Consider the following 19,342-nt stretch of genomic DNA (forward strand, 5'->3'; position numbering starts at 1 on the left):
AATCGAGAATTTGAAAATAAAGAAGAACTGGAAAAAGTAGTCAATCAGCTTTTAAATGAAGGGGGATTGATTATTAAATGGAGTAGAAAACTTAAAAATAAGGGTAATGCTGTCAATGTAACTTAAATGCGTAAAAGCTTATCTACCTGACACAGCACAAGCTCAAAGCGAGACGCGCACCAAAAATGCCAAACAACCCTTTAAAAATGTCAGCGAGTCGGCCTTAGAGTTGGTGAAAAAAGGATTGAAATATTATCATAGTCCGGAACAAATAGCAGGTCGTCTGAAAAGAACCAGTCAAGAATCTCTCAGTCACGAAACCATCTATCAAATGATCGATCAGAACTACCCTTGACTGTGGAAAGTATCAAGAATACCTAACGCGGCTGGACGAGGAAAAAGAAAGAGTCGAGACGGAGCAAAAAGTAAGCGTGGAGGGATTCCAGGTCGTGTGGATATTCTCCTCTCCCATCTCCCCCGCAACGCGCACGAAGTGGTCTCCCCACACCCTTCTCCCTTTTCCCCCAATACTATCGGGACGGGGAAGAATTGATCGGGGGTAAAGAAGGAGAAATTTCGCTACCTCGATCGAATATTTCCAGATTCCATTGACCGAAACGATTACTTTCAAAAGCAATAAAACGACCGTTCCCACTAATCGTCGGACGACGCACTTCTCCTAAAATATTTTCGGTGAGATTTTTTGCTTGCAGAGTTTGTCGATCATAAATATATATATCGGGTTTACCGGACTGTTCCGACACATAAACAATATAACGACCATCGGCACTAATATCCGGTTGATCTTGATAGGTTTTTGCTTGATTTAACCCGGGTAGGGGAACTAAACGATTAGCCACTCGATCGAATAAATAAACCGTTCGTTGACCCCTGCGATCGGAGGCAAAAACCAGATAACGACCATCGTAGTTAAAACGGGGATTATCTTCCGAGGAAGGGGTATTTAAAGTATTTCCTAAAAGCTGTTGGGGAGGGGTGACAAAACCCGCATCACTACATCCCCCCAGACTGATGATATTAACCGCAAGCAAAAGTCGCAGAAGTTTAGGAAACCTGATCATCGGTCGGCACCGGGGAAGGAAGGATACAACAATTAATATCATCAAGACAAACTTTACCCCAATGCAATGCCCAACGCACCAATTCCACCCGATTATCGGTTTTTGTTTTTGTCAAGATATTACTAATATGATTATCAACGGTACGCTTACTAATCTCTAGCTTTTCCGAGATTTCTTGATTGGTTAAACCATTAGCCACTAAATCGAGTATTTCTAGCTCTCGATCGGATAATGAAGCGGCTGTTTGAAACTTCCCAGCAGACATGAGTATAATTCCTCTCGTATATGTACTTATCATTCTAGAAGAATTTTTTCCCCAGGAATCGATAATCAGTAATCAGTGTTGCCAAAGGCACGGCGTAGCCGTCCAGTAAAGAGTAATCAGTGAAAAGACAGCACTGTTACTGCCATTTGATCATGCACACTTAATACAGATGGTTTGCGGCAAAAAGCTTTTCCTAGGGGCCGGGTGTGGGGTGTGGGGTGTGGGGAGAATAAATAAAAATAATCTCCCGTCTCCTAACTCCTGACTCCTGATAACTGACTCCTGACTCCTGACTCCCGATAACTGATAACTGATAACTGATAACTGATAACTGATAACTGATAACTGACAAGGCTGGTACTATATAATAAAAAACGCTCTTTAGTTAGATATTGAGAAAAACATGGAAGTTATCCCCGCTATTGATATTCTCGATGGCAAATGTGTGCGACTTTATCAGGGAGATTACCAACAATCGCAGGTTTTTAACGATAATCCCGCAATAGTGGCGCGAGAATGGGTCAATCAGGGGGCAACCAGATTACATTTAGTTGATTTGGATGGAGCCAAAGAGGGTAAATCGGTTAATTTGTCAACTATTGAAACAATTCTTAATGATATTGCCATTCCCGTACAGGTGGGGGGTGGACTGCGGGATGTAGAAACGGTGAGTAATCTCCTAAAAATCGGGGTAGAAAAGGCGATTGTCGGGACAGTAGCCGTAGAAAAGCCCGAATTAGTCAGCGAACTTTGTCAAAGCTTTCCGGGGCAAATAATTGTCGGTATTGATGCTCGCGATGGCAAAGTTGCCACCAGGGGTTGGTTAGAAACTTCTGCGGTAGATGCGATCGCTCTTGGTCAAGATATGGCAAAAAGAGGAGCCAGCACGATTATTTACACTGATATTCATCGAGATGGCACGCTTTCTGGCCCTAATCTGGCGGCTTTGCGAGAATTAGCTGAATCTGTCGAAATTCCCGTGATCGCCTCTGGGGGTATTAGTTCCCTGACGGACCTACTGAGTTTATTGTCTTTGGAACCTTTGGGAGTAACGGGGGTAATCGTGGGCCGCGCCCTTTATACTGGTGCAGTGAACCTCTCGGAAGCGATTAACGCGATCGGATCGGGCCGTTGGCAGGATGTACCCCCGAATTTTTTCGCTTAACGGACTTGTTTGAGAGTATCCACCTGTTTATTGAACATATCGGTAAATAGTCCCAAAACAGTGCGATTTTCATTGACTTTGATGTTAACGCTCACAGACATCCCCGATTGCAGCGGCAGAGTGGATTTATCTTTCAAAACTAACTCTTGACTGTTCAAGCTTACCCGGACAGGGAACCGATAAAAACGGTGATTTTCGTCGGGAGGTAAAGCATCGGAACCGATCGAGATTACTTCTCCCTTAATATCGCCGTATTCACTGTAGGAAAAGGAATCAATGCGAATATCAGCCTTTTGTCCCACACGCACAAAACCGATGTCTTGGTTAGTCACGTCCACCTCTGCCACTAAACAACCTTTAGCGGCATCTTTGATCTGGGTGGGACAGCCATCGGGAACAATTTTTAACAATGCTTCCGCTTGACTCGGTTGGGGAACAAACCCAGGCCGCGCCTTGAGATCGAAGACCACACCATCGATGGGGGCGGTAATTTTTTGATATTTAATCGTCTGTTGTGCTTGACTAATTTGACTATCTAACTCAGCAATGCGCTTGTTGTTATCAATAATAATGCGACTGATCTGACTATCGATTTCAGCGATCCGTTTTTGATTGTCCGCCATTTTATCGCGCACATCTTTTTCGGTGATTACTGTGGTATTAATCAGCTTTTCTCCCGCTTGGGAGATCAACAGGGAATAACGCTTTTCTTCCTGTTCCAGGCGGGAAATTTCGGCGATGCGGGTTTGTACTTCTTTCTCTTGTTTTTCTCGATCGATTTCGCCGTTAGCCTCTTGCTGCTGCAGTTCATTCTGGCGATCAGTTACCGATTGTTTTTGTTTATTAATCTGATAACGGGCGATCGCCCCTTCTTCTCCCAAGGGTTCAATATCGTTAAGAATATTACGCTCGATATCCAAGCTTTCTTGGCCCTGTTTCATCGAATTGGCATTACGAGTCTTAATTTCTTCTAAGACTAAACGATCTTTGATTAATTGCGAGCGGGCATCGGCCAACTGTACCCTGGTTTGGTTCAATTGTTTTGCTAATTGTTCCATTTCCAATCTAGCGGCCGCTTGTCGAGAATTGGCCTCCCGTCGGGCAGCATCTAAACGAGCTAATTGCTCCCCTTCTAAAGCATCGCTAGAGGCACCTTCATTGACCTGTGCTTGGTAAAGTTGATTTTCTGCCACCAAAGCGGCACGATTACGGGCTAAATCGGCGATTTCGCTCGGTAATTTTAATTGAGCAATTGAACTCTCCACTTGTGCTGGTGTCAGATCCTGCGCCATTAAGAGACGATAGAATTGATTTTCCTTCTCGGCAGTGGTGCGAATTTTTTTCAAGGATTCTAACTGCACTTGCGAGGCACTGGAATCCATTAAAACCAGTACATCACCTTTGTTAACTCGATCGCCGTCTTTAACTTTAACTTCCTGTACTACCCCATTCACCGGTGCTTGTACTTCTTGCACTTTCCCCTGGGGTTTAAGTTGTCCTTGAGCGCCGACCACCTGCTCGATTTTGGCGAGCGCTGACCAAATTAAAGCGGCAGTGGTGACACTCATTAATGTCCAGATAATCGTCCGCGACCAAATGGGTGATTGTTTCAGGATCACCGATTGTTCTGGTGGGCTGAAAGTGGGTAAAGAAGGGGTAATACTTTTATTTTTCGTGGTAGTAGCCACGTTTTTACCCGCTTGGGTCAGTTCATCGCTTTTACCATTGCCGTTGCCGTTTTGACCGTTGTTAGAATTACCGTTCATGAAGATTCTCCTATATTTAGGGTTTGCTGAAAAAGTTTTTCGTGGGGGTAGGGTGTGACCTCCCCCAACCCCCCCGACATCGGGGGGGCAGGTGGGGTGTAGGGTGTGGGGTTTTACCGATTTTCAGGCGGTCAATTACCTAATTTTCAGGGAAAAAGTGCCTAAATTTCCCCCCCGATCACTCCAAAGGCTGGTACTTTTTGATTTCAAAAAAGCCTAAAAATATTATCCAACAAGGTTTTTAGATTTATTCAGCCAGCCCTATTTATTTTTTCAGTGATCAGTGAACCGATAACCGATAACTGATAACTGATAACTGATAACTGATAACTGATAACTGATAACTGATAACTGACGACCGACTGACTAGATTTGCGAATCCTGTTGTTTATAGAGAGTATAGTAAAGGCCTTTTTTGGCCATTAATTCCTCGTGGGTGCCTTCCTCCGCTACTGTCCCTTTATCCATCATGACAATAATATCGGCGGATTTGATCGAAGCTAAACGATGGGTAATAAAGAAGACCGTATGATCCTTGAAAGCTTCCTTGAGATTCAGACACACTTGCCGTTCGGTGTTATAGTCGAGGGCGCTGGTGGCCTCATCAAGAATGAGAATTTGCGGTCTTTGCAGGACGGAACGAGCGATCGCAACCCGTTGTCGTTGTCCCCCCGATAGGGATGCCCCCCGTTCACCGACGCGGGTATTATAGCCATTGGGCAGGGTCATAATAAATTCGTGGGCTGCGGCTGCTTTCGCTGCCGAGACAATTTCCTCCACAGTCGCATCGGGGTTAGTCAGGGCGATATTTTCCTGTACCGTACCGTCAAATAATAGGGTTTCTTGGGGAACCATGCCGATTTGACGACGCAGGGAATAGAGTTCCACTTTGTTGATATCATAGCCATCGATGAGAATCCGTCCCGATTCTGGCTCGTAGAGACGGGCTAATAGTTTAGTGATGGTACTTTTTCCGGCGCCACTTTCTCCCACCAAAGCGACAAAAGTACCGGCGGGGAATTCTAAGTTGACGTTGTATAGTTGCAGGGCGCCGTGGGGATTGAAGCGGAAAGCGAGGTTTTCGTAGGTGACAGTGCCTTTAATTAAGGGCATGGGGATGTTTTGGCGATCGAGTTCCGCTTCTTGGGGAGTATCGACGATATCGGCTAATCTTTCCAGGGATAAGCCAGTTTCTTGGAAGTTTTGCCAGAGTTGGGTCAAACGCAGAATCGGCGAGGTAACGTAGGAAGCGATAATCCGGAAGGCGATTAATTGACCAAGGGTGAGTTTTTGGTCTAAAACTAAGGCTGCTCCCACCCACAGCACCAATAAACCCGATAATTGGTTAAAGAAGTGACTAAAGGAGCCAGCCAAAGTTGAGGTCATTACCGTTTGAAAACCTTCGGCCACATAGCGTGCATAACGTTCTTGCCACTGCCAACGGGAACGCAATTCGATATTCTGTGCTTTCACCGTTTGAATTCCTGTCATTACCTCCACGAGATAGGATTGGGTTTCGGCGTTTCGTTCGGCTTTTGCTCGCAGTTGTCGCCGCACGATCGGTGCGAAAATAGCTGTGGAGAGAACTAAAATCGGCACGACTCCCAGGGCCCAGAAGGTTAAAATCGGGCTATAGATCAACATAACCACGATGTAGATAACCGAGAAAATGGCATCTAATACCACCGTTAGGGCTGTACCCGTTAAAAATTGCCGAATATTCTCTAACTCGTTGATTCTTGTCGAAATTTCCCCCACGGGCCGCCGTTCAAAGTATTTCAGGGGTAAGCGCAGCAGGTGATCGATAATTTCTGAACCGAGGGTCATGTCGATGCGGTTAGTGGTATCGACAAAAAGAGATGTTCTCAAAAAGGTTAAAATCCCCTCAAAAACGGCAATTACTAAGAGGAAAACCCCGAGGGTGTTCAGAGTTTCTGGGCTATTCTGCACGATCACTTTATCGATGATCACCTGAATCATCAAGGGATTGGCCAGGGCAAATAACTGCACGAAGAAAGAAGCGATAAAAACTTCTATTAAGACTCGTTTATGTTTCTTGACAGAAGGCCAAAACCATGATAATCCAAAACGCTGTTGCTGGGTGTGTTTGGTGGGTTTGAGCAGAATTACTTCCCCTTTTTCGTCCCAAGATTCCAGAAATTCGCTGGTTTTGCGTTTAATTATCCCCCTTTGGGGAACGGCGATCGTGGTTTCCCGTTGATTGATTTCGTAGAGGATAACGATGCTGTCTTGCCAGCGAATTAGGGCAGGAGGGTTGATATTGGGCAAGGAAGTAGCAGGTAAAGGTACTAATTGGCTATGGAGTCCCACTACCTCGGCCACAGCCCCACACAGGGGCAGGGAAAGGCTGCCAGTTCTTTGCAATTGATCCCCTAGGATGCGTTGGATCACGTCCTTGCGAAAGGGGATATTAAAATATTTGCAGAGCATCTGAAAACAGGCACTCACCGCCTCTAGTTCCGTTTTTCCCCCGAAAAAAGGATATGACTTGCGGTTTTTCTGGACAGTTTTTTCAAGGTCGATATCGCTGGTGATGTCGCTGATTCTTCCTTGGGGGATATCTAATACCTGGGTGGGTTTATTTCCCTTGATGACTTGGGTTTCCCAGATATCATCTGTTTCTGTTTCCGCAGCCGCTTCGGTTGCAACTGTCAAGAATTCGTCTAACTGAGCGGAGGAAAGACCTAATAAGCGGGTGTTAGTCAGATTATTCTGGGTGATAACTGTGCCGATAGGATAATTATCAGTATTTTCGCTGACTAACCAGAGATAATCATCGTTAATCTGGTCGTAGGACACACAAGCTTTGTTTAAAAGGGCCTGTGCCATTTCTTTCAGGTCCCCCCCACCCCAGGCCTGTTGATTAAGATAGGAGCCTAGGAGAGCATAAACTTCAGCGATCGAGGTTTGTTCAAAGAAATACTGCTTAAATTCTCGGTAATTATTGATTAAAGACCAAAAATCCTCTTCTTTTAAGGTTAAACAGATAGTGACTTCCGAAGAAGCGATCACCGTTTCACAGGGGCTACCGCGCAGGAGACTGATCCACCCGAATAAATCGCCCGGCTGCAATTTAGCCAAAGTAACCGGCAACGGATTGTTAACCCTAGCATCGTAACCCAAAAGTCTGGCCTCTCCCTCGTAGAGAAAGACGAGGTGAGAAGGTAAGCGGTCGCACTTAAGGATCGCATTGCCCATCTCATAGCGAAGGGGTTGTAATTTCTGGCCTAGAGAACGTCTAACCTCGACGGGCAGGCGATCAAAGGGCTGTACAGTCTCCAGAAAGGCGGTAAAATCTAAAGTGGTATAACTCATTGGCTGGGCGAAAATTGACTAGATTGGCAAATAATTAGGCGAAAAGACCGGGTAAACCCGGTTTTCCGAGGAATGCTATTATATAACCGATAACTGCTCGCTATTGACTGGGTTTGATTCGGAGATAAATTTCACTGTTTGCATTTGAGCCGTTAACCATTGTTGGAATAAATCATTGCGTAAGCGTTGACGGGTGGGAGGATCCAGTTCACAGGATAAATATTTTTCTAACCGGACAATTACGACCCATTCTCCCACTTGCGTCGGTGGCCACAGTTGCCCCGGTTTACACGCTTTGAGAATTTGCCCGATCTGGGGATGGGGAGCGCTCAGTTCCACAGGTCCGATTAGTCCTCCGGTTTCCGCTTCTGCTCCTTGGGAGTATTTTTTAGCTAGTTCAGCGAAGCTAGTTTCTCGATCCTGTATCCGGAAAAATAGTTCTTGGGCAATGCCGATATTTTTTGTCCGAATCAGCGAATAAACCACCTTATCCAATTGATTTTTGACTTGCAAGAAGTAGGATTCTACTTTGTTATCCCAAGTCTCCTGTTTAAATTTTTCCAATTTAATGTCCCGCAGAATTAGATATTCTAGTTGTTCGGAATCCATCCCGTTTTGTCGTAACCAAGATTTCATTTGTTCATCGTTGGCAATTTGATTATTTTGGTAGAAACGGGAATAGGCGGCGTTTCTTTCTTCGGGATTGCAGGTGATATTGGCGATCGCTCGATCAACAATTACTTCCCGGATTAACTGGGGTAACATACCATATTTTGCCAAAAGAGGCAATACCTCTGACTCGCTAAGTTTTTGGTCGCCGATTTCAATAATTGAACTCATAATAAATACATTTTCCTCACAGAAATGTTTAAAACTATCAACTCTAGGAGCTTCTAAATTTTATTGAGGTGATTATACGCCAAAACAGCAATTTTAAGGCACCCCTCCCTATTCTAATTTGAGTTTTCCCCTTTGAAAGCCGAAAATTACAGAAATTAAACAAACAAGTCGGTCATCTTGGTGGGTGTGGGGTGTAGGGTGTGACCCCCCCAACCCCCCCGACATCGGGGGGGCAGGGGGGTGTGGGGTGTGGGGTGTGGGGAGTTTTCTCAGTGAACTGATAACTGATAACTGATAACTGATAACTGATAACTGACTCCTAACCCCACCAACAGATTTATTCAGCCAACCCTAATTAATTTTTCATGGTTCAAAAACGGCAAAAATAAGGATTAAATGGCATAAAATATGTAAATAGACGATTTAATTGATTATTATTCATTCTTAATTCTCCTGACTACTGACTAATGGCTACTGACTCTCAACCCTAACAACGATTTTTGATTTCTGCAAGAGGTCTAATATGCAACCCTTTTCCCTGCATTTGCGGAAAATTTTTTGATTTATGCAAGAGTTCTAATGATAGAATGTAATCCTGTACTGCCTTGGAGAGGTGGCAGAGTGGTCGATTGCGCTCGACTTGAAATCGAGTAACCAGCAATGGTTCGTGGGTTCAAATCCCACCCTCTCCGTACTCAACCAATCAAATTTGGACTCCGGTTGCCCGATTGTTCTTAGAGAGGGGAAAATAAAATATACTAGGCTAAAAGGATAATATTGAGGCAGTAGCCCCCCGGCATGGTTTTTTGGAAAAGATTGTTTAATAGCTCGGAAGTCACTGCATCACCTGACTATTCGGGAGACTTGGTAGAGGTTGCCCAGAATGACCTCGGACAGACGCGAGTGTTTTTTAGTACCGATCGAGAGCTAGACCTATATGAGTTAGAAGAACTTTGTGACTCGGTAGGTTGGGCCCGTCGTCCTTTACGCAAAGTTAAAAAGGCGATCGAATGTAGTTTTTTAGTGGTGTCGATGTGGGAAGTGCGAGGTAATCGCCGTCGTTTAGTGGGTTTTGCTCGTGCCACTTCCGATCATGCTTTTAATGCTACAGTCTGGGATGTGGTTGTTCATCCTCACTATCAAAGTAAGGGTTTTGGTAAAGCATTAATGAAATTTATGATCAGGAAGTTGCGGGGTGAGGACATCAGTAATATAACTCTTTTCGCCGATCCGCAGGTGGTGGATTTCTATCGTCGTCTCGGTTTTGTTCTCGATCCCGAAGGTATCAAAGGGATGTTTTGGTATCCCGATTAAGAATGCGGCTCTTAGGCTATACTAAAAAAAGAGTTTACTTCGGGATGTAGCGCAGCTTGGTAGCGCGCCTGCTTTGGGAGCAGGATGCCGCAGGTTCAAATCCTGTCATCCCGACTGGAGAGAAAATTCTTCAAATCCTTACTTTGTCTCCTTTCCGGTTGACAAAAAAGGCTGCCTTCTTTTATTGCCAAACTCTGGTGAGTTAGCGGGAAAAGTAGGGAGTTTGGGGAGAGAAGGAGGAGGTTTTTGGGGAATAACAAGGGTTTTTCCGGCCACTCCTCCTTTTAAGATATCTACAGACGATTATTCTTCTTCGTAATCCCCCTCGAAATCGTCCTCATCCCCTTCCTCATCGGCTTCTGACCAGCTGTCGCTGATGGGTTGGCGACTAAAGCGACTGCTGCCGCGGGAGGAGAGGAAAGCCATTTCATCATCCTCTAAATCGACCACATCACCCTCAGCGTAGGCGCGAGCGGTTTGATCGTCAAGAATCATATCGCTATCGTCACTACTATCGCCGAAACCGGGACGAGGAGGGAAACTGGGACTGCTGGGGGCAGCGTAATAACCACGATTGTTGTTGTAGTTATATTCCTCCTCTGGGGGGGCGTAATCGCTGATCCCCGCCATGTTTTCGTGGGAATTGAAGCCAGTACCCGCCGGAATCAGACGACCGATAATCACGTTTTCCTTGAGACCCCGTAACCAGTCGGACTTGCCTTCGATCGCCGCTTCCGTGAGGACGCGGGTGGTTTCTTGGAAGGAGGCGGCACTGATAAAGCTATCGGTATTCAGGGAAGCTTTGGTGATTCCCAGTAGTACAGGCGTATATTTAGCCGCCGCCCCGCCGGTGATTGACATGGCTTCATTTACCGTCTCCACTTGTCGCAATTCCAACAATTCCCCGGGCAACATACTGGTATCGCCGCCGTCATCGATCCGCACCTTAGAGGTCATCTGACGCACGATCACTTCGATGTGTTTATCGGCAATATCGATCCCCTGGGATTGGTAAACCGACTGTACCTGATCAACGAGGAACATCTGGGTTTTTTCCAAGGCTTTTAAGGCCGCCTCGTAACTGCCCAAGCTATCCACATAATAATTAAAGAACACCTCTAAAATCTCGTGGGGATTAGCCTGACCATCGGTTAACGCCTGACCCGCATCGATACGCTGATTATCGCTCACCAGGGGGTTTTGACTGCCTAAAAGCGGATATTCACTGATCGTGCCGTCATCCTCGACCACCTTAATATCGACAATCTCAGAATCTTGGTACTCCACTTGACAAACTCCCGGTTTGCGTGCTAAGACACAAGCCTCTTTCGGTTTGCGGGCTTCGAGCAGTTCTTCGATTCTGGGTAAACCTTGAATGATATCCCCGGTTTTCGAGCGCTCAAACACCAACAGCACCAAATTATCGCCCCGTTGGACAAGATCTCCCTCATCGATGTGCAGAATGGCCCCCGCCGATACTCGGTAGGGTCGGGCCTTACGCAGACGGATTTCATAGCCGGTGGTGGTTTGGTCAACGGCCAGCACTTGACCGGAATTGGGGGCTAAAACTCCGGCAGCGATCTCAGCTTCGGCGATTACCAGATCCCCAGCTTTGACGGTGGGAGCAACAGCGAACGGGAGAATAAACTCGTCACGGTCACTGACAATTAAAAGACGGCGTACCGCTTCGCTACCCTTGCGAATCCCGCGAATTTCTCCAGCTTCCTTGCACTGGATTTCGGTGCGGGCCACCACTGCCCCCGGTGGAATTTCATCGCCATCTTGGACGAGAACGCGAGTCTGAATATTACCCCCTAAAGGATCATTATCACTATCTCGACGCAGCACCAGGGATTCGAGAATAACTAACTGTAAACGCTGACAATCGCTGTCCTCAATCGGTTCTAACTCGATATCGGCCGTCAGATGGGAGACCGATTCTGGTTCTTCGCTAGAAATTTCTAGGACTAATTGGGTGCTGATCAGTTGACAACCCTCGACGGATTTAACTCTTTCCCCGTCTTTAAAGAAAATGCGCTGCACCGATCGCAGTTCGATATGTCGTCCTCCTTCTTGGTTAGCGGAACCTTGGGTGGGAGAAGTGGATTGGTCTTCTACGGTGAACTCCTGTACTGGTCGCAGCAGTAATCCTAAACCCTCGTTAGTTTCCACCCATTCCGCTTGCCGTAACTCCTCGATCGTCACTTCGGGAGTCAACTGTGTCCCCGGGTAAATTAACTGTTCTTGGGCAATTCCGGAGGATTCTGGTTCGAGATCCATAAATAACAGCCCCGGTTTCACAATAATCTCCCGGAGGATGTCATTTTTCTGGATCACTTCCACCACACCGCTAGAGTTGCAGAAGATGTCTTTAACCACTTCTTCCCCTGCTTCCACATACTGCCCATCTTCCACCTGTAAGAGGGAGATATCTTTATTGACTTCGTGGGTTTCTTCGGGAATCCAGAGGATCGTGCCGCCTTTGGTGATTTCATAACCCTGTTTACGGCTGCCTTTGGCGACTTCGATATCGACGTATTTAATCATGCCGCCGGTGTGGGTTTGATAGCGATCATCGATTAACTCGGCGACAATGGCATGATTCTGTACTTTTGTCCCCGGAGTGGTTTTCAGCAGGAAGCGTTGACCATCGACCGTATGAATAATAAATTGTTCCCGACCAGCGCTACTTTCCACTTTTACTTCGGCCTGATCCAAAGACACGGAAGCGGTGACGATATCGATTTCCCGGCTATTGGGGGCTAAACGCACCAAACCGCCGTTAGTGGATACTAACTTAGTTTCCGCTAGAACATCCCCCACTTGTACTTGATCGCCGTTACTGACCACAGGTTCGGCCCCGGTTGGCAAGTTATACACTTCTCCGGAGAGAATCCATAGTAATCCCCCCCGTTGGGCGATGCGGGTGGTATTGCCTTGGCGATCAGTTTTTTCCTCTGGGACTAATTGGGAGAATAGCACCTCGCCGGCTAAGTCACTGGTTACGTCTTTTGTGGCTTTTTCCGTGGATTTTTGGACTTTATCGGAGGTTATTTCCGCTAGTAACTGTTCCTCGCTTACCGTTGCCCCATCGGTGACAAATAGCAGCGACCCCGGAGTTAAAGAGTAGGTGACAGTTTCTTTAGTTTTATCCTTGGGTGTTAATTTAATTTCCCCCGGTGCCTCCACCTGGTCCCGTTCATCCCCGTGGCGAGTTCGCACGTTACGGATACTTAACCCCGGCAGAAAACGCACGGTTCCCTCGAAGGGACTCCGCACTTGTCGGGCCACTTCTCCGGTAAATACGCCCCCGGTGTGGAAGGTACGCATGGTTAACTGAGTCCCCGGTTCCCCGATCGATTGGGCGGCAATAATTCCCACTGCTTCCCCCATATCCACCGGATGACCGTGGGCCAGACTCCAACCGTAACAGGTTTGACAAACCGAGCGGGCCGCTTCACAGGTTAAGGGGCTGCGGACTTTGATTTTATCGACCAGTTTGCCCAGTTTTTCGGCGGTTTCATCATCGATAATCTGGTTGCGGGTGGCGATCACTTCTCCCTTGACCACCACATCTTCGGCCAAGGAACGACCTAATAGGCGATCGCTTAAGGGAATTAACACGCGATCGCCATCGGTCATAGCAGTTAATTCGATGTAACGATTGGTGCCACAATCTGCCTCGCGGACGATGACATCTTGGGACACATCCACTAGACGACGGGTCAGATAACCGGAATCTGCCGTCCGTAGGGCCGTATCAACTAAACCTTTGCGCGCCCCGTAGGAGGAAATAACGTATTCGGTAACGGTCAATCCTTCCCGGAAGTTAGTCTTAATCGGGAGGTCAATAATTTCCCCCTGGGGATTAGCCATTAATCCCCGCATTCCCACTAACTGACGCACTTGGCTCATATTACCCCGCGCCCCGGAGAAAGCCATCATATAGACGGAGTTGAGGGGATCGGTCACTTGGAAGTTGCGAATCACTTCATCTTTAAGTGATTCAGATGTACTATTCCAAGTATCAATTACTTTTTGGAAGCGTTCCACTTCGGTGATTTCCCCGCGCACATAACGCTGTTCGGTTTGCCGAATTTCCTGTTCGGCACTTTCGATCATCTGTCGTTTAGCCGGCGGTACGGTTAAATCATCCACACTAATGGAAACCCCTGCTTTGGTAGCGAAACGAAACCCGAGGTTTTTCAATTCATCGGCCATTTGTGAACAGCGCGCCGAACCGTAGTTTTGATAGGCCCAAGCGATCAGTTTTTTCAGTTTTCCTTTGTCAACAGTTTGGTTATAAAACATCTCGATCCCAGTAACAAGTAAACAGCTATTAGCTATCAGCCATCGGTGAACAGTAACAATATTGGTTATAGGGGTTAGGTGTGGGGTGTTGGGGTTTTAGGGTGTTGGGGTTTTAGGGTTTTAGGGTTTTAGGGTGTTGGGGTGTTGGGGTTTTAGGGTTTTAGGGTTTTAGGGTTTTAGGGTGTTGGGGTGTTGGGGTTTTAGGGTTTTAGGGTTTTAGGGTTTTAGTTGAATTCCCCCATTCCCCCATTTCCCCATTTCCCCATTTCCCCATTTCCCCATTTCCCCATTTCCCCATTTCCCCATCACCTGACTTCTCACTGATAACTGATAACTGCTCACTGATAACTGAAATTACACTTCCGATTCTTCTTCCTCAAAGTCTTCCGTGGTTAAAGATTCGTAGGTGGGGCGAGAGGGGGCGCGACGACCGACATCGACCATCAGATCCACCTCCACATCGCGGGAAGTACCATCGGGGGCATTTTCCACCTTGTGAACGGCGATATCGAGGCCGAGGGATTGCAATTCTCGCATCAAAACCTTAAAGGATTCTGGCGTACCTGGGCGGGGAATCGGCTTGCCTTTTACGATCGCATTTAAAGCCTCATTCCGTCCTTGCATATCATCAGATTTCACCGTGAGCAATTCCTGCAAGGTATAGGCTGCCCCGTAGGCCTCCAGGGCCCAGACTTCCATTTCTCCGAAGCGTTGACCCCCCTGTTGAGCTTTACCGCCCAGGGGTTGCTGAGTAACCAAGGAGTAGGGACCGGTAGAACGGGCGTGAATTTTATCATCAACTAGGTGAACCAGTTTTAACATATAGGCCATACCGACGGTAACGGGACGGTCAAAGGGTTCGCCGGTGCGACCATCGTAAACCGTGACTTTACCTGCGTGTTCTTCCTTGAACACCCAATCGCGATTGGGTTTTTTCGAGGCATTTTCTAGCAATCCGTGGACGGTTAAACGGCTGGCTTCTTCCCCATACATTTCATCAAAGGGAGTAATCTTAAAGCGCACGCCCAGATTTTCGCCGGCCCAACCCAGTAAACATTCAAACACCTGACCGACGTTCATGCGACTGGGAACCCCTAGGGGATTGAGAACGATATCGACGGGACGACCATCGGGGAGGTAGGGCATATCTTCTAGGGGTAGAATCCGAGAAATAATCCCTTTATTGCCGTGACGACCCGCCATTTTATCGCCCACTTGGATTTTGCGTTTTTGGGCAACGTAAACCCGTACCACCATATTGGCCCCGGGGGGTAATTCATCTCCCTGTTCGCGAGTAAATACCCGCACATCCACTACCCGGCCTTTTTCGCCGTTGGGGACGCGGAGGGAGTTATCCCGTACATCCCGGGCCTTTTCGCCGAAAATTGCCCGCAGTAGTTTTTCTTCGGGGGGTTGGTCTGATTCGCCTTTCGGGGTGACTTTCCCCACGAGAATATCGCTGGCTTCTACCCAGGCACCGATGCGAATAATACCGCGTTCATCGAGGTTTCGCAGGGCATCTTCACCGACGTTGGGAATTTCCCTGGTGATTTCCTCAGGTCCGAGTTTAGTTTGACGAGCTTCGATTTCGTATTTTTCAATGTGGATGCTGGTGTAGGTGTCTTGTGCCACCAGTCTTTCGCTGATTAAAATCGCGTCTTCGTAGTTATAGCCTTCCCAGGGCATATAGGCGACGAGGATATTCTGGCCGAGGGCGATTTCTCCTCCTTCGGTGGCGGAACCATCGGCGAGGATCTGCCCCGGCACAACTTGTTCCCCTTGATAGACTAAAGGACGCTGATTTAGGCAGGTATCTTGGTTAGAGCGTTGATATTTCTGAATTTCGTACTCGATCTCGCTCTTGCCAAAAATCTCTTTGTCTTCATCCGCCACTTTGATGCGAATCCGGTTAGCATCGACGTAGGAAACGACCCCATTGGTACGGGAAACGATGACCATGCCGGAGTCGCGAGCGGCCTGTGCTTCCAATCCGGTACCCACAAGGGGACGTTCGGGACGCAGCAGGGGAACCGCTTGTCGCTGCATATTAGACCCCATCAGGGCGCGGTTAGCGTCGTCGTGTTCGAGGAAGGGAATCAGGGAAGTGGCCACCGAGACAATTTGGACGGGGGAAACACAAACGTAGTCCACTTGTTCGGGGGAGGTGGTGGAGAATTCCTGCCGATAGCGCACTGGGATAGTTTCGCCGAGGATATAACCATTTTCATCGGTGGCCACGTCTCCCGGTGCGACTCTGAGATCGTCTTCTTCGTCGGCGGTGAGGTATTTAACGGGGAGATCGTAGCGGACTCGGCCATTTTCCACCGCATAACAGGGGGTTTCAATAAAACCGTAGTCGTTGACGCGGGCGTAGGTGGCCAGGGAACCGATTAAACCGGCGTTGGGACCTTCTGGGGTTTCCACGGGACAGATGCGACCGTGGTGGGAGGGGTGAATGTCGCGCACGGCAAAACCGGCCCGTTCCCGGGTGAGCCCGCCAGGTCCAAGGGCGGAAATACGGCGTTTATGGGTCAATTCCGCTAGGGGATTGGTTTGATCCATGAACTGGGAGAGTTGCGAGGAACCAAAGAATTCTTTAATCGCCGCTACTAGGGGTTTCGGGTTGACTAGGGAAGCGGGGGTGAGGTTTTGGGATTCGCTGACGGTCATCCGTTCCCGAATGATTCTTTCTAAGCGGTTTAAACCTACTCGCACTTGGTTTTGGAGCAGTTCACCCACGGAACGGACGCGACGGTTGCCGAGGTGGTCGATGTCGTCGGTGTTACCGATGTCAAATTCGAGGTTAATTAGGTAGTCGATCGCCGCTAAGATGTCGGTGGTGGTCAGGACGCGCTGGTTATCGGGGACGTTGAGGCGTAGTTTTTTGTTGAGTTTATAACGACCAACGCGACCGAGATCGTAGCGTTTATTGTCAAAAAAGCGCGATTCGAGCAGTTGTTGCCCGCCAGTGACGGTGGGAGGTTCCCCGGGGCGTAGTTTGCGGTAGAGGTCGAGCAGGGCCTCTTCTTCGCTGGGATTGCCTTCTTTGTCGAGGGTTTTTTGGTAGAATTCGGGATGGCGTAGGGAGTCAAAGATTTCGTTATCGCTCAATCCGATCGCTTTCAGGAGAACTTGGGCGGATAATTTACGGGTTTTGTCGATTCTGACCCAGACTAAGCCGTTTTTGTCGGTTTCAAATTTTAACCAAGCTCCTCGGTTGGGAATCAGGGAAGCGGAGTAGGTACGGCGACCATTTTTGTCGATTTCGGCTTTGTAGTAAACGCCGGGAGAACGGACGATCTGATTGACGATGACTCGTTCGGCCCCGTTAATGATAAAGGTTCCCCGTTCGGTCATCAGGGGTAAATCGCCGATAAAAACTTCCTGTTCGATGTTTTCTCCCGTTTCTTTGTTGATTAGACGGGTGGGAACGTACATCTGAACGGAATAGCTGCTATCGCGTCGTTTCGCCTCATCGACGTTGTATTTCGGTTCTTTGAGTCTGTAGTCCTGGCCGAGGAAATGTAGTTCTAATTTACCTGTATAGTCGCTGATGGGGGAAAAGCTGTTGAGTTCCTCGATCAGTCCTTCTTCCAAAAACCACCGAAAACTGGAGTGTTGGATTTCGATGAGGTCGGGTAAGAGATTAAAGGTAAGATTGTTCATTATGGTTACAAGGGCTGATGACACGATAGCGACGGTCGAATATCAGTGAGCAGTGAGGGGTTGGGTGATGGGGTTTTAGGGTGATGGGGTTTTAGGGTGATGGGGTTTTAGGGTTTTAGTTGAATTCCCCCATTTCTCCATTTCCCCATTCCCTGCTCTGTGCTAATAAACTATGTTTTTTAACTGGGGAGTTGAAATAAGTTGCGGGCGTTGTGGGTGGTTTGTTCGGCTAGGGTTTCGACCGGATAGCCGCGCAGACGGGCGACGGTTTCGGCTACATGGAAGACGAAAGAGGGTTCACAGGGTTTACCGCGGTGGGGATTGGGGGAGAGAAAGGGGCAATCGGTTTCGATTAGTAGGCGATCGCTGGGAACAATTTGGGCGGCAGCTTGCACGGTTTTACTGTTTTTGAAGGTGACGATGCCGCTAAAGCTGATATAAAAACCCAAATCTAAAAACCATTGAGTTTCTTCGGGGTTGCCAGTCCAGCAGTGCATCACACCGCCAATTTTGCCCACTTGTTGCCGAAAGGCGCTGATTTCCTCCCGCATTGCCAGGGCTGCATCTCGACAATGGATAATCACGGGTTTATCGAGACGATGGGCGATTTCTAGTTGCGTCCAAAACACCTGTTTTTGCTGCTCTTGGTTATCCGCTTTATAGAAGTCTAAACCCATTTCTCCGATCGCCACGACGCGCCGATCAGATCGGGCTAGGGATTCGATCTGATCGGCACTATTATCTCGCCATTTTTGGGCATCTAGGGGATGTAAACCGACGGCGAAGGAAATTTCCTGAAATTGATCAGCAATGGCTTTAATCGCCGCAAATTCTTCCGGTTCGACACAGGAGTGAACCAGATGAACGACTCCCACACTTCGCCAACGTTCGGAGATAGCGGGCAAGTCGGCTTGCAAAACGTCAAAGTTCAGATGAACGTGCGTATCTATTAATTGCATCGACCCCCGATCGCTTGTTGCGTCTGTCCTGATTACAGCTTAATTGTTTCTTAGGAAGCTTGGCTAACTTTTTGCCAAGCTTTGGCTAAACTGGCTTTTTTTCTAGCGCCGTTGTTCCGGTGCAAGACGTTGCGCTTGACGGCTTTATCGATTTTACTGTAAGCTTCTGATAGAGCTTGTTGGGCGCTTTCTAACCCTTCCGGGCTGGGGTTAGCTCCGTAGGAAGAGACGGCGACAAGACATTTTTTGATCAGGGTTCTTACGGCTGACTTGTACGCTTTGTTGCGTAGACGATTTCTTTCGGAGATTTGGACTCGTTTGAGTGCAGACTTTGTATTAGCCACAGTCGTTTCTTGTTCTCAATACTGGTATGGTTAATCCGGACACAGACAAACCATGATAACAGATTTGTGCTATTTGTTGCAAGAGTTTTCTGGACAAGATTGGGGCAATCCCAGAGATATTTTCAGGATTGGGTTCCCACCGATGGGGAAGTGTAGTTGACATCCTCGCCGCCCTAAAAGTGCGGCGATTCCTAAACCTCACGATTTAAGTTTCTGCTTCCACCACCGTCGCATACCACAGTTAAAAAACCATGTACTGTCTTACACAGAGTCCACAGACTTTCGCCCCATTTC

Annotated in this window: 13 protein-coding genes, 2 tRNA genes and 2 pseudogenes; 6 read left to right on the forward strand and 11 right to left on the reverse strand. The window is 47.8% G+C overall.

Annotated elements, in window-relative coordinates; genetic code table 11:
- Both IM515_RS10710 and IM515_RS10715 read left to right on the forward strand, forming a co-directional pair.
- Positions 1 to 126, forward strand: a pseudogene (locus IM515_RS10710) (IS630 family transposase); the annotation flags it as partial.
- A gap of 13 nt (positions 127 to 139) precedes the next feature.
- Positions 140 to 460: pseudogene (locus IM515_RS10715) on the forward strand (transposase family protein); the annotation flags it as partial.
- A 70-nt stretch (positions 461 to 530) separates the two neighbouring features.
- On the opposite strand, the gene IM515_RS10720 reads toward IM515_RS10715, so the two are convergent.
- The 3 genes from IM515_RS10720 to IM515_RS10730 form a co-directional block, all read right to left on the reverse strand.
- A complete protein-coding gene (locus IM515_RS10720) occupies positions 531 to 1,082 on the reverse strand; it encodes a TolB family protein (RefSeq protein WP_287629367.1) in 552 nt (183 codons plus the stop codon).
- Positions 1,066 to 1,347 (reverse strand): photosynthetic electron transport-dependent transcriptional regulator PedR, encoded by a 282-nt coding sequence (gene pedR, locus IM515_RS10725; protein ID WP_002754772.1) that lies wholly within the window; start codon positions 1,345 to 1,347, stop codon positions 1,066 to 1,068. The genes IM515_RS10720 and pedR overlap by 17 nt, the downstream gene beginning before the upstream one ends.
- Before the next feature lie 193 nt (positions 1,348 to 1,540).
- Positions 1,541 to 1,699 (reverse strand): hypothetical protein, encoded by a 159-nt coding sequence (locus tag IM515_RS10730; protein ID WP_287697989.1) that lies wholly within the window; start codon positions 1,697 to 1,699, stop codon positions 1,541 to 1,543.
- Positions 1,700 to 1,750: 51 nt separating this feature from the next.
- Here IM515_RS10730 and hisA point away from each other — a divergent pair, with 51 nt between their 5' ends.
- Positions 1,751 to 2,512, forward strand: a complete 762-nt coding sequence (hisA, locus tag IM515_RS10735) for a 1-(5-phosphoribosyl)-5-[(5-phosphoribosylamino)methylideneamino]imidazole-4-carboxamide isomerase (RefSeq protein WP_287629369.1) — start codon at positions 1,751 to 1,753, stop codon at positions 2,510 to 2,512.
- On the opposite strand, the gene IM515_RS10740 is transcribed toward hisA, so the two are convergent.
- The 3 genes from IM515_RS10740 to IM515_RS10750 form a co-directional block, all read right to left on the reverse strand.
- Complete coding sequence (locus tag IM515_RS10740; RefSeq protein ID WP_287629370.1) at positions 2,509 to 4,278, reverse strand: beta-barrel domain-containing protein; 1,770 nt, start codon at positions 4,276 to 4,278, stop codon at positions 2,509 to 2,511. The genes hisA and IM515_RS10740 overlap by 4 nt on opposite strands.
- Before the next feature lie 366 nt (positions 4,279 to 4,644).
- Positions 4,645 to 7,614, reverse strand: a complete 2,970-nt coding sequence (locus IM515_RS10745) for a peptidase domain-containing ABC transporter (RefSeq protein ID WP_287629372.1) — start codon at positions 7,612 to 7,614, stop codon at positions 4,645 to 4,647.
- Between the two features lie 78 nt (positions 7,615 to 7,692).
- Positions 7,693 to 8,454 carry a peptidylprolyl isomerase gene (locus IM515_RS10750; RefSeq protein WP_287629373.1) on the reverse strand — a complete coding sequence of 254 codons (762 nt, stop codon included), beginning with the start codon at positions 8,452 to 8,454 and terminating at the stop codon, positions 7,693 to 7,695.
- 607 nt (positions 8,455 to 9,061) lie between these two features.
- Between IM515_RS10750 and IM515_RS10755 the strand changes: the two genes are divergently transcribed.
- The 3 genes from IM515_RS10755 (at position 9,062) to IM515_RS10765 (ending at position 9,882) form a co-directional block, all read left to right on the forward strand.
- A tRNA-Ser gene (locus IM515_RS10755) sits at positions 9,062 to 9,146 on the forward strand.
- A gap of 106 nt (positions 9,147 to 9,252) precedes the next feature.
- On the forward strand, positions 9,253 to 9,768 hold the full coding sequence (locus IM515_RS10760) for a GNAT family N-acetyltransferase (protein ID WP_002736326.1): 516 nt from the start codon (positions 9,253 to 9,255) through the stop codon (positions 9,766 to 9,768).
- 40 nt (positions 9,769 to 9,808) lie between these two features.
- Positions 9,809 to 9,882: transfer RNA gene (locus IM515_RS10765), tRNA-Pro, on the forward strand.
- Between the two features lie 189 nt (positions 9,883 to 10,071).
- Here IM515_RS10765 and IM515_RS10770 read toward each other — a convergent pair.
- From IM515_RS10770 to rpsT, 5 genes are all read right to left on the reverse strand, one after another.
- Positions 10,072 to 14,079, reverse strand: a complete 4,008-nt coding sequence (locus IM515_RS10770; RefSeq protein WP_287629378.1) for a DNA-directed RNA polymerase subunit beta' — start codon at positions 14,077 to 14,079, stop codon at positions 10,072 to 10,074.
- A gap of 216 nt (positions 14,080 to 14,295) precedes the next feature.
- The gene (locus IM515_RS10775) at positions 14,296 to 14,421 is read right to left on the reverse strand and encodes a hypothetical protein (RefSeq protein WP_287697991.1); all 126 of its coding nucleotides are present in this window, start codon (positions 14,419 to 14,421) and stop codon (positions 14,296 to 14,298) included.
- A gap of 12 nt (positions 14,422 to 14,433) precedes the next feature.
- Positions 14,434 to 17,745: a DNA-directed RNA polymerase subunit beta gene (rpoB, locus tag IM515_RS10780; protein WP_002765311.1), complete on the reverse strand. Its 3,312-nt coding sequence runs from the start codon at positions 17,743 to 17,745 to the stop codon at positions 14,434 to 14,436.
- A gap of 179 nt (positions 17,746 to 17,924) precedes the next feature.
- Positions 17,925 to 18,704 carry a TatD family hydrolase gene (locus IM515_RS10785; protein WP_287627242.1) on the reverse strand — a complete coding sequence of 260 codons (780 nt, stop codon included), beginning with the start codon at positions 18,702 to 18,704 and terminating at the stop codon, positions 17,925 to 17,927.
- 50 nt (positions 18,705 to 18,754) lie between these two features.
- Positions 18,755 to 19,048, reverse strand: a complete 294-nt coding sequence (gene rpsT, locus IM515_RS10790; RefSeq protein WP_002765309.1) for a 30S ribosomal protein S20 — start codon at positions 19,046 to 19,048, stop codon at positions 18,755 to 18,757.
- Between the last annotated feature and the right edge of the window lie 294 nt (positions 19,049 to 19,342).

The organism is Microcystis sp. M44BS1 (genome assembly GCF_020244875.1).
In the GTDB taxonomy this organism is placed as follows: domain Bacteria; phylum Cyanobacteriota; class Cyanobacteriia; order Cyanobacteriales; family Microcystaceae; genus Microcystis; species Microcystis panniformis.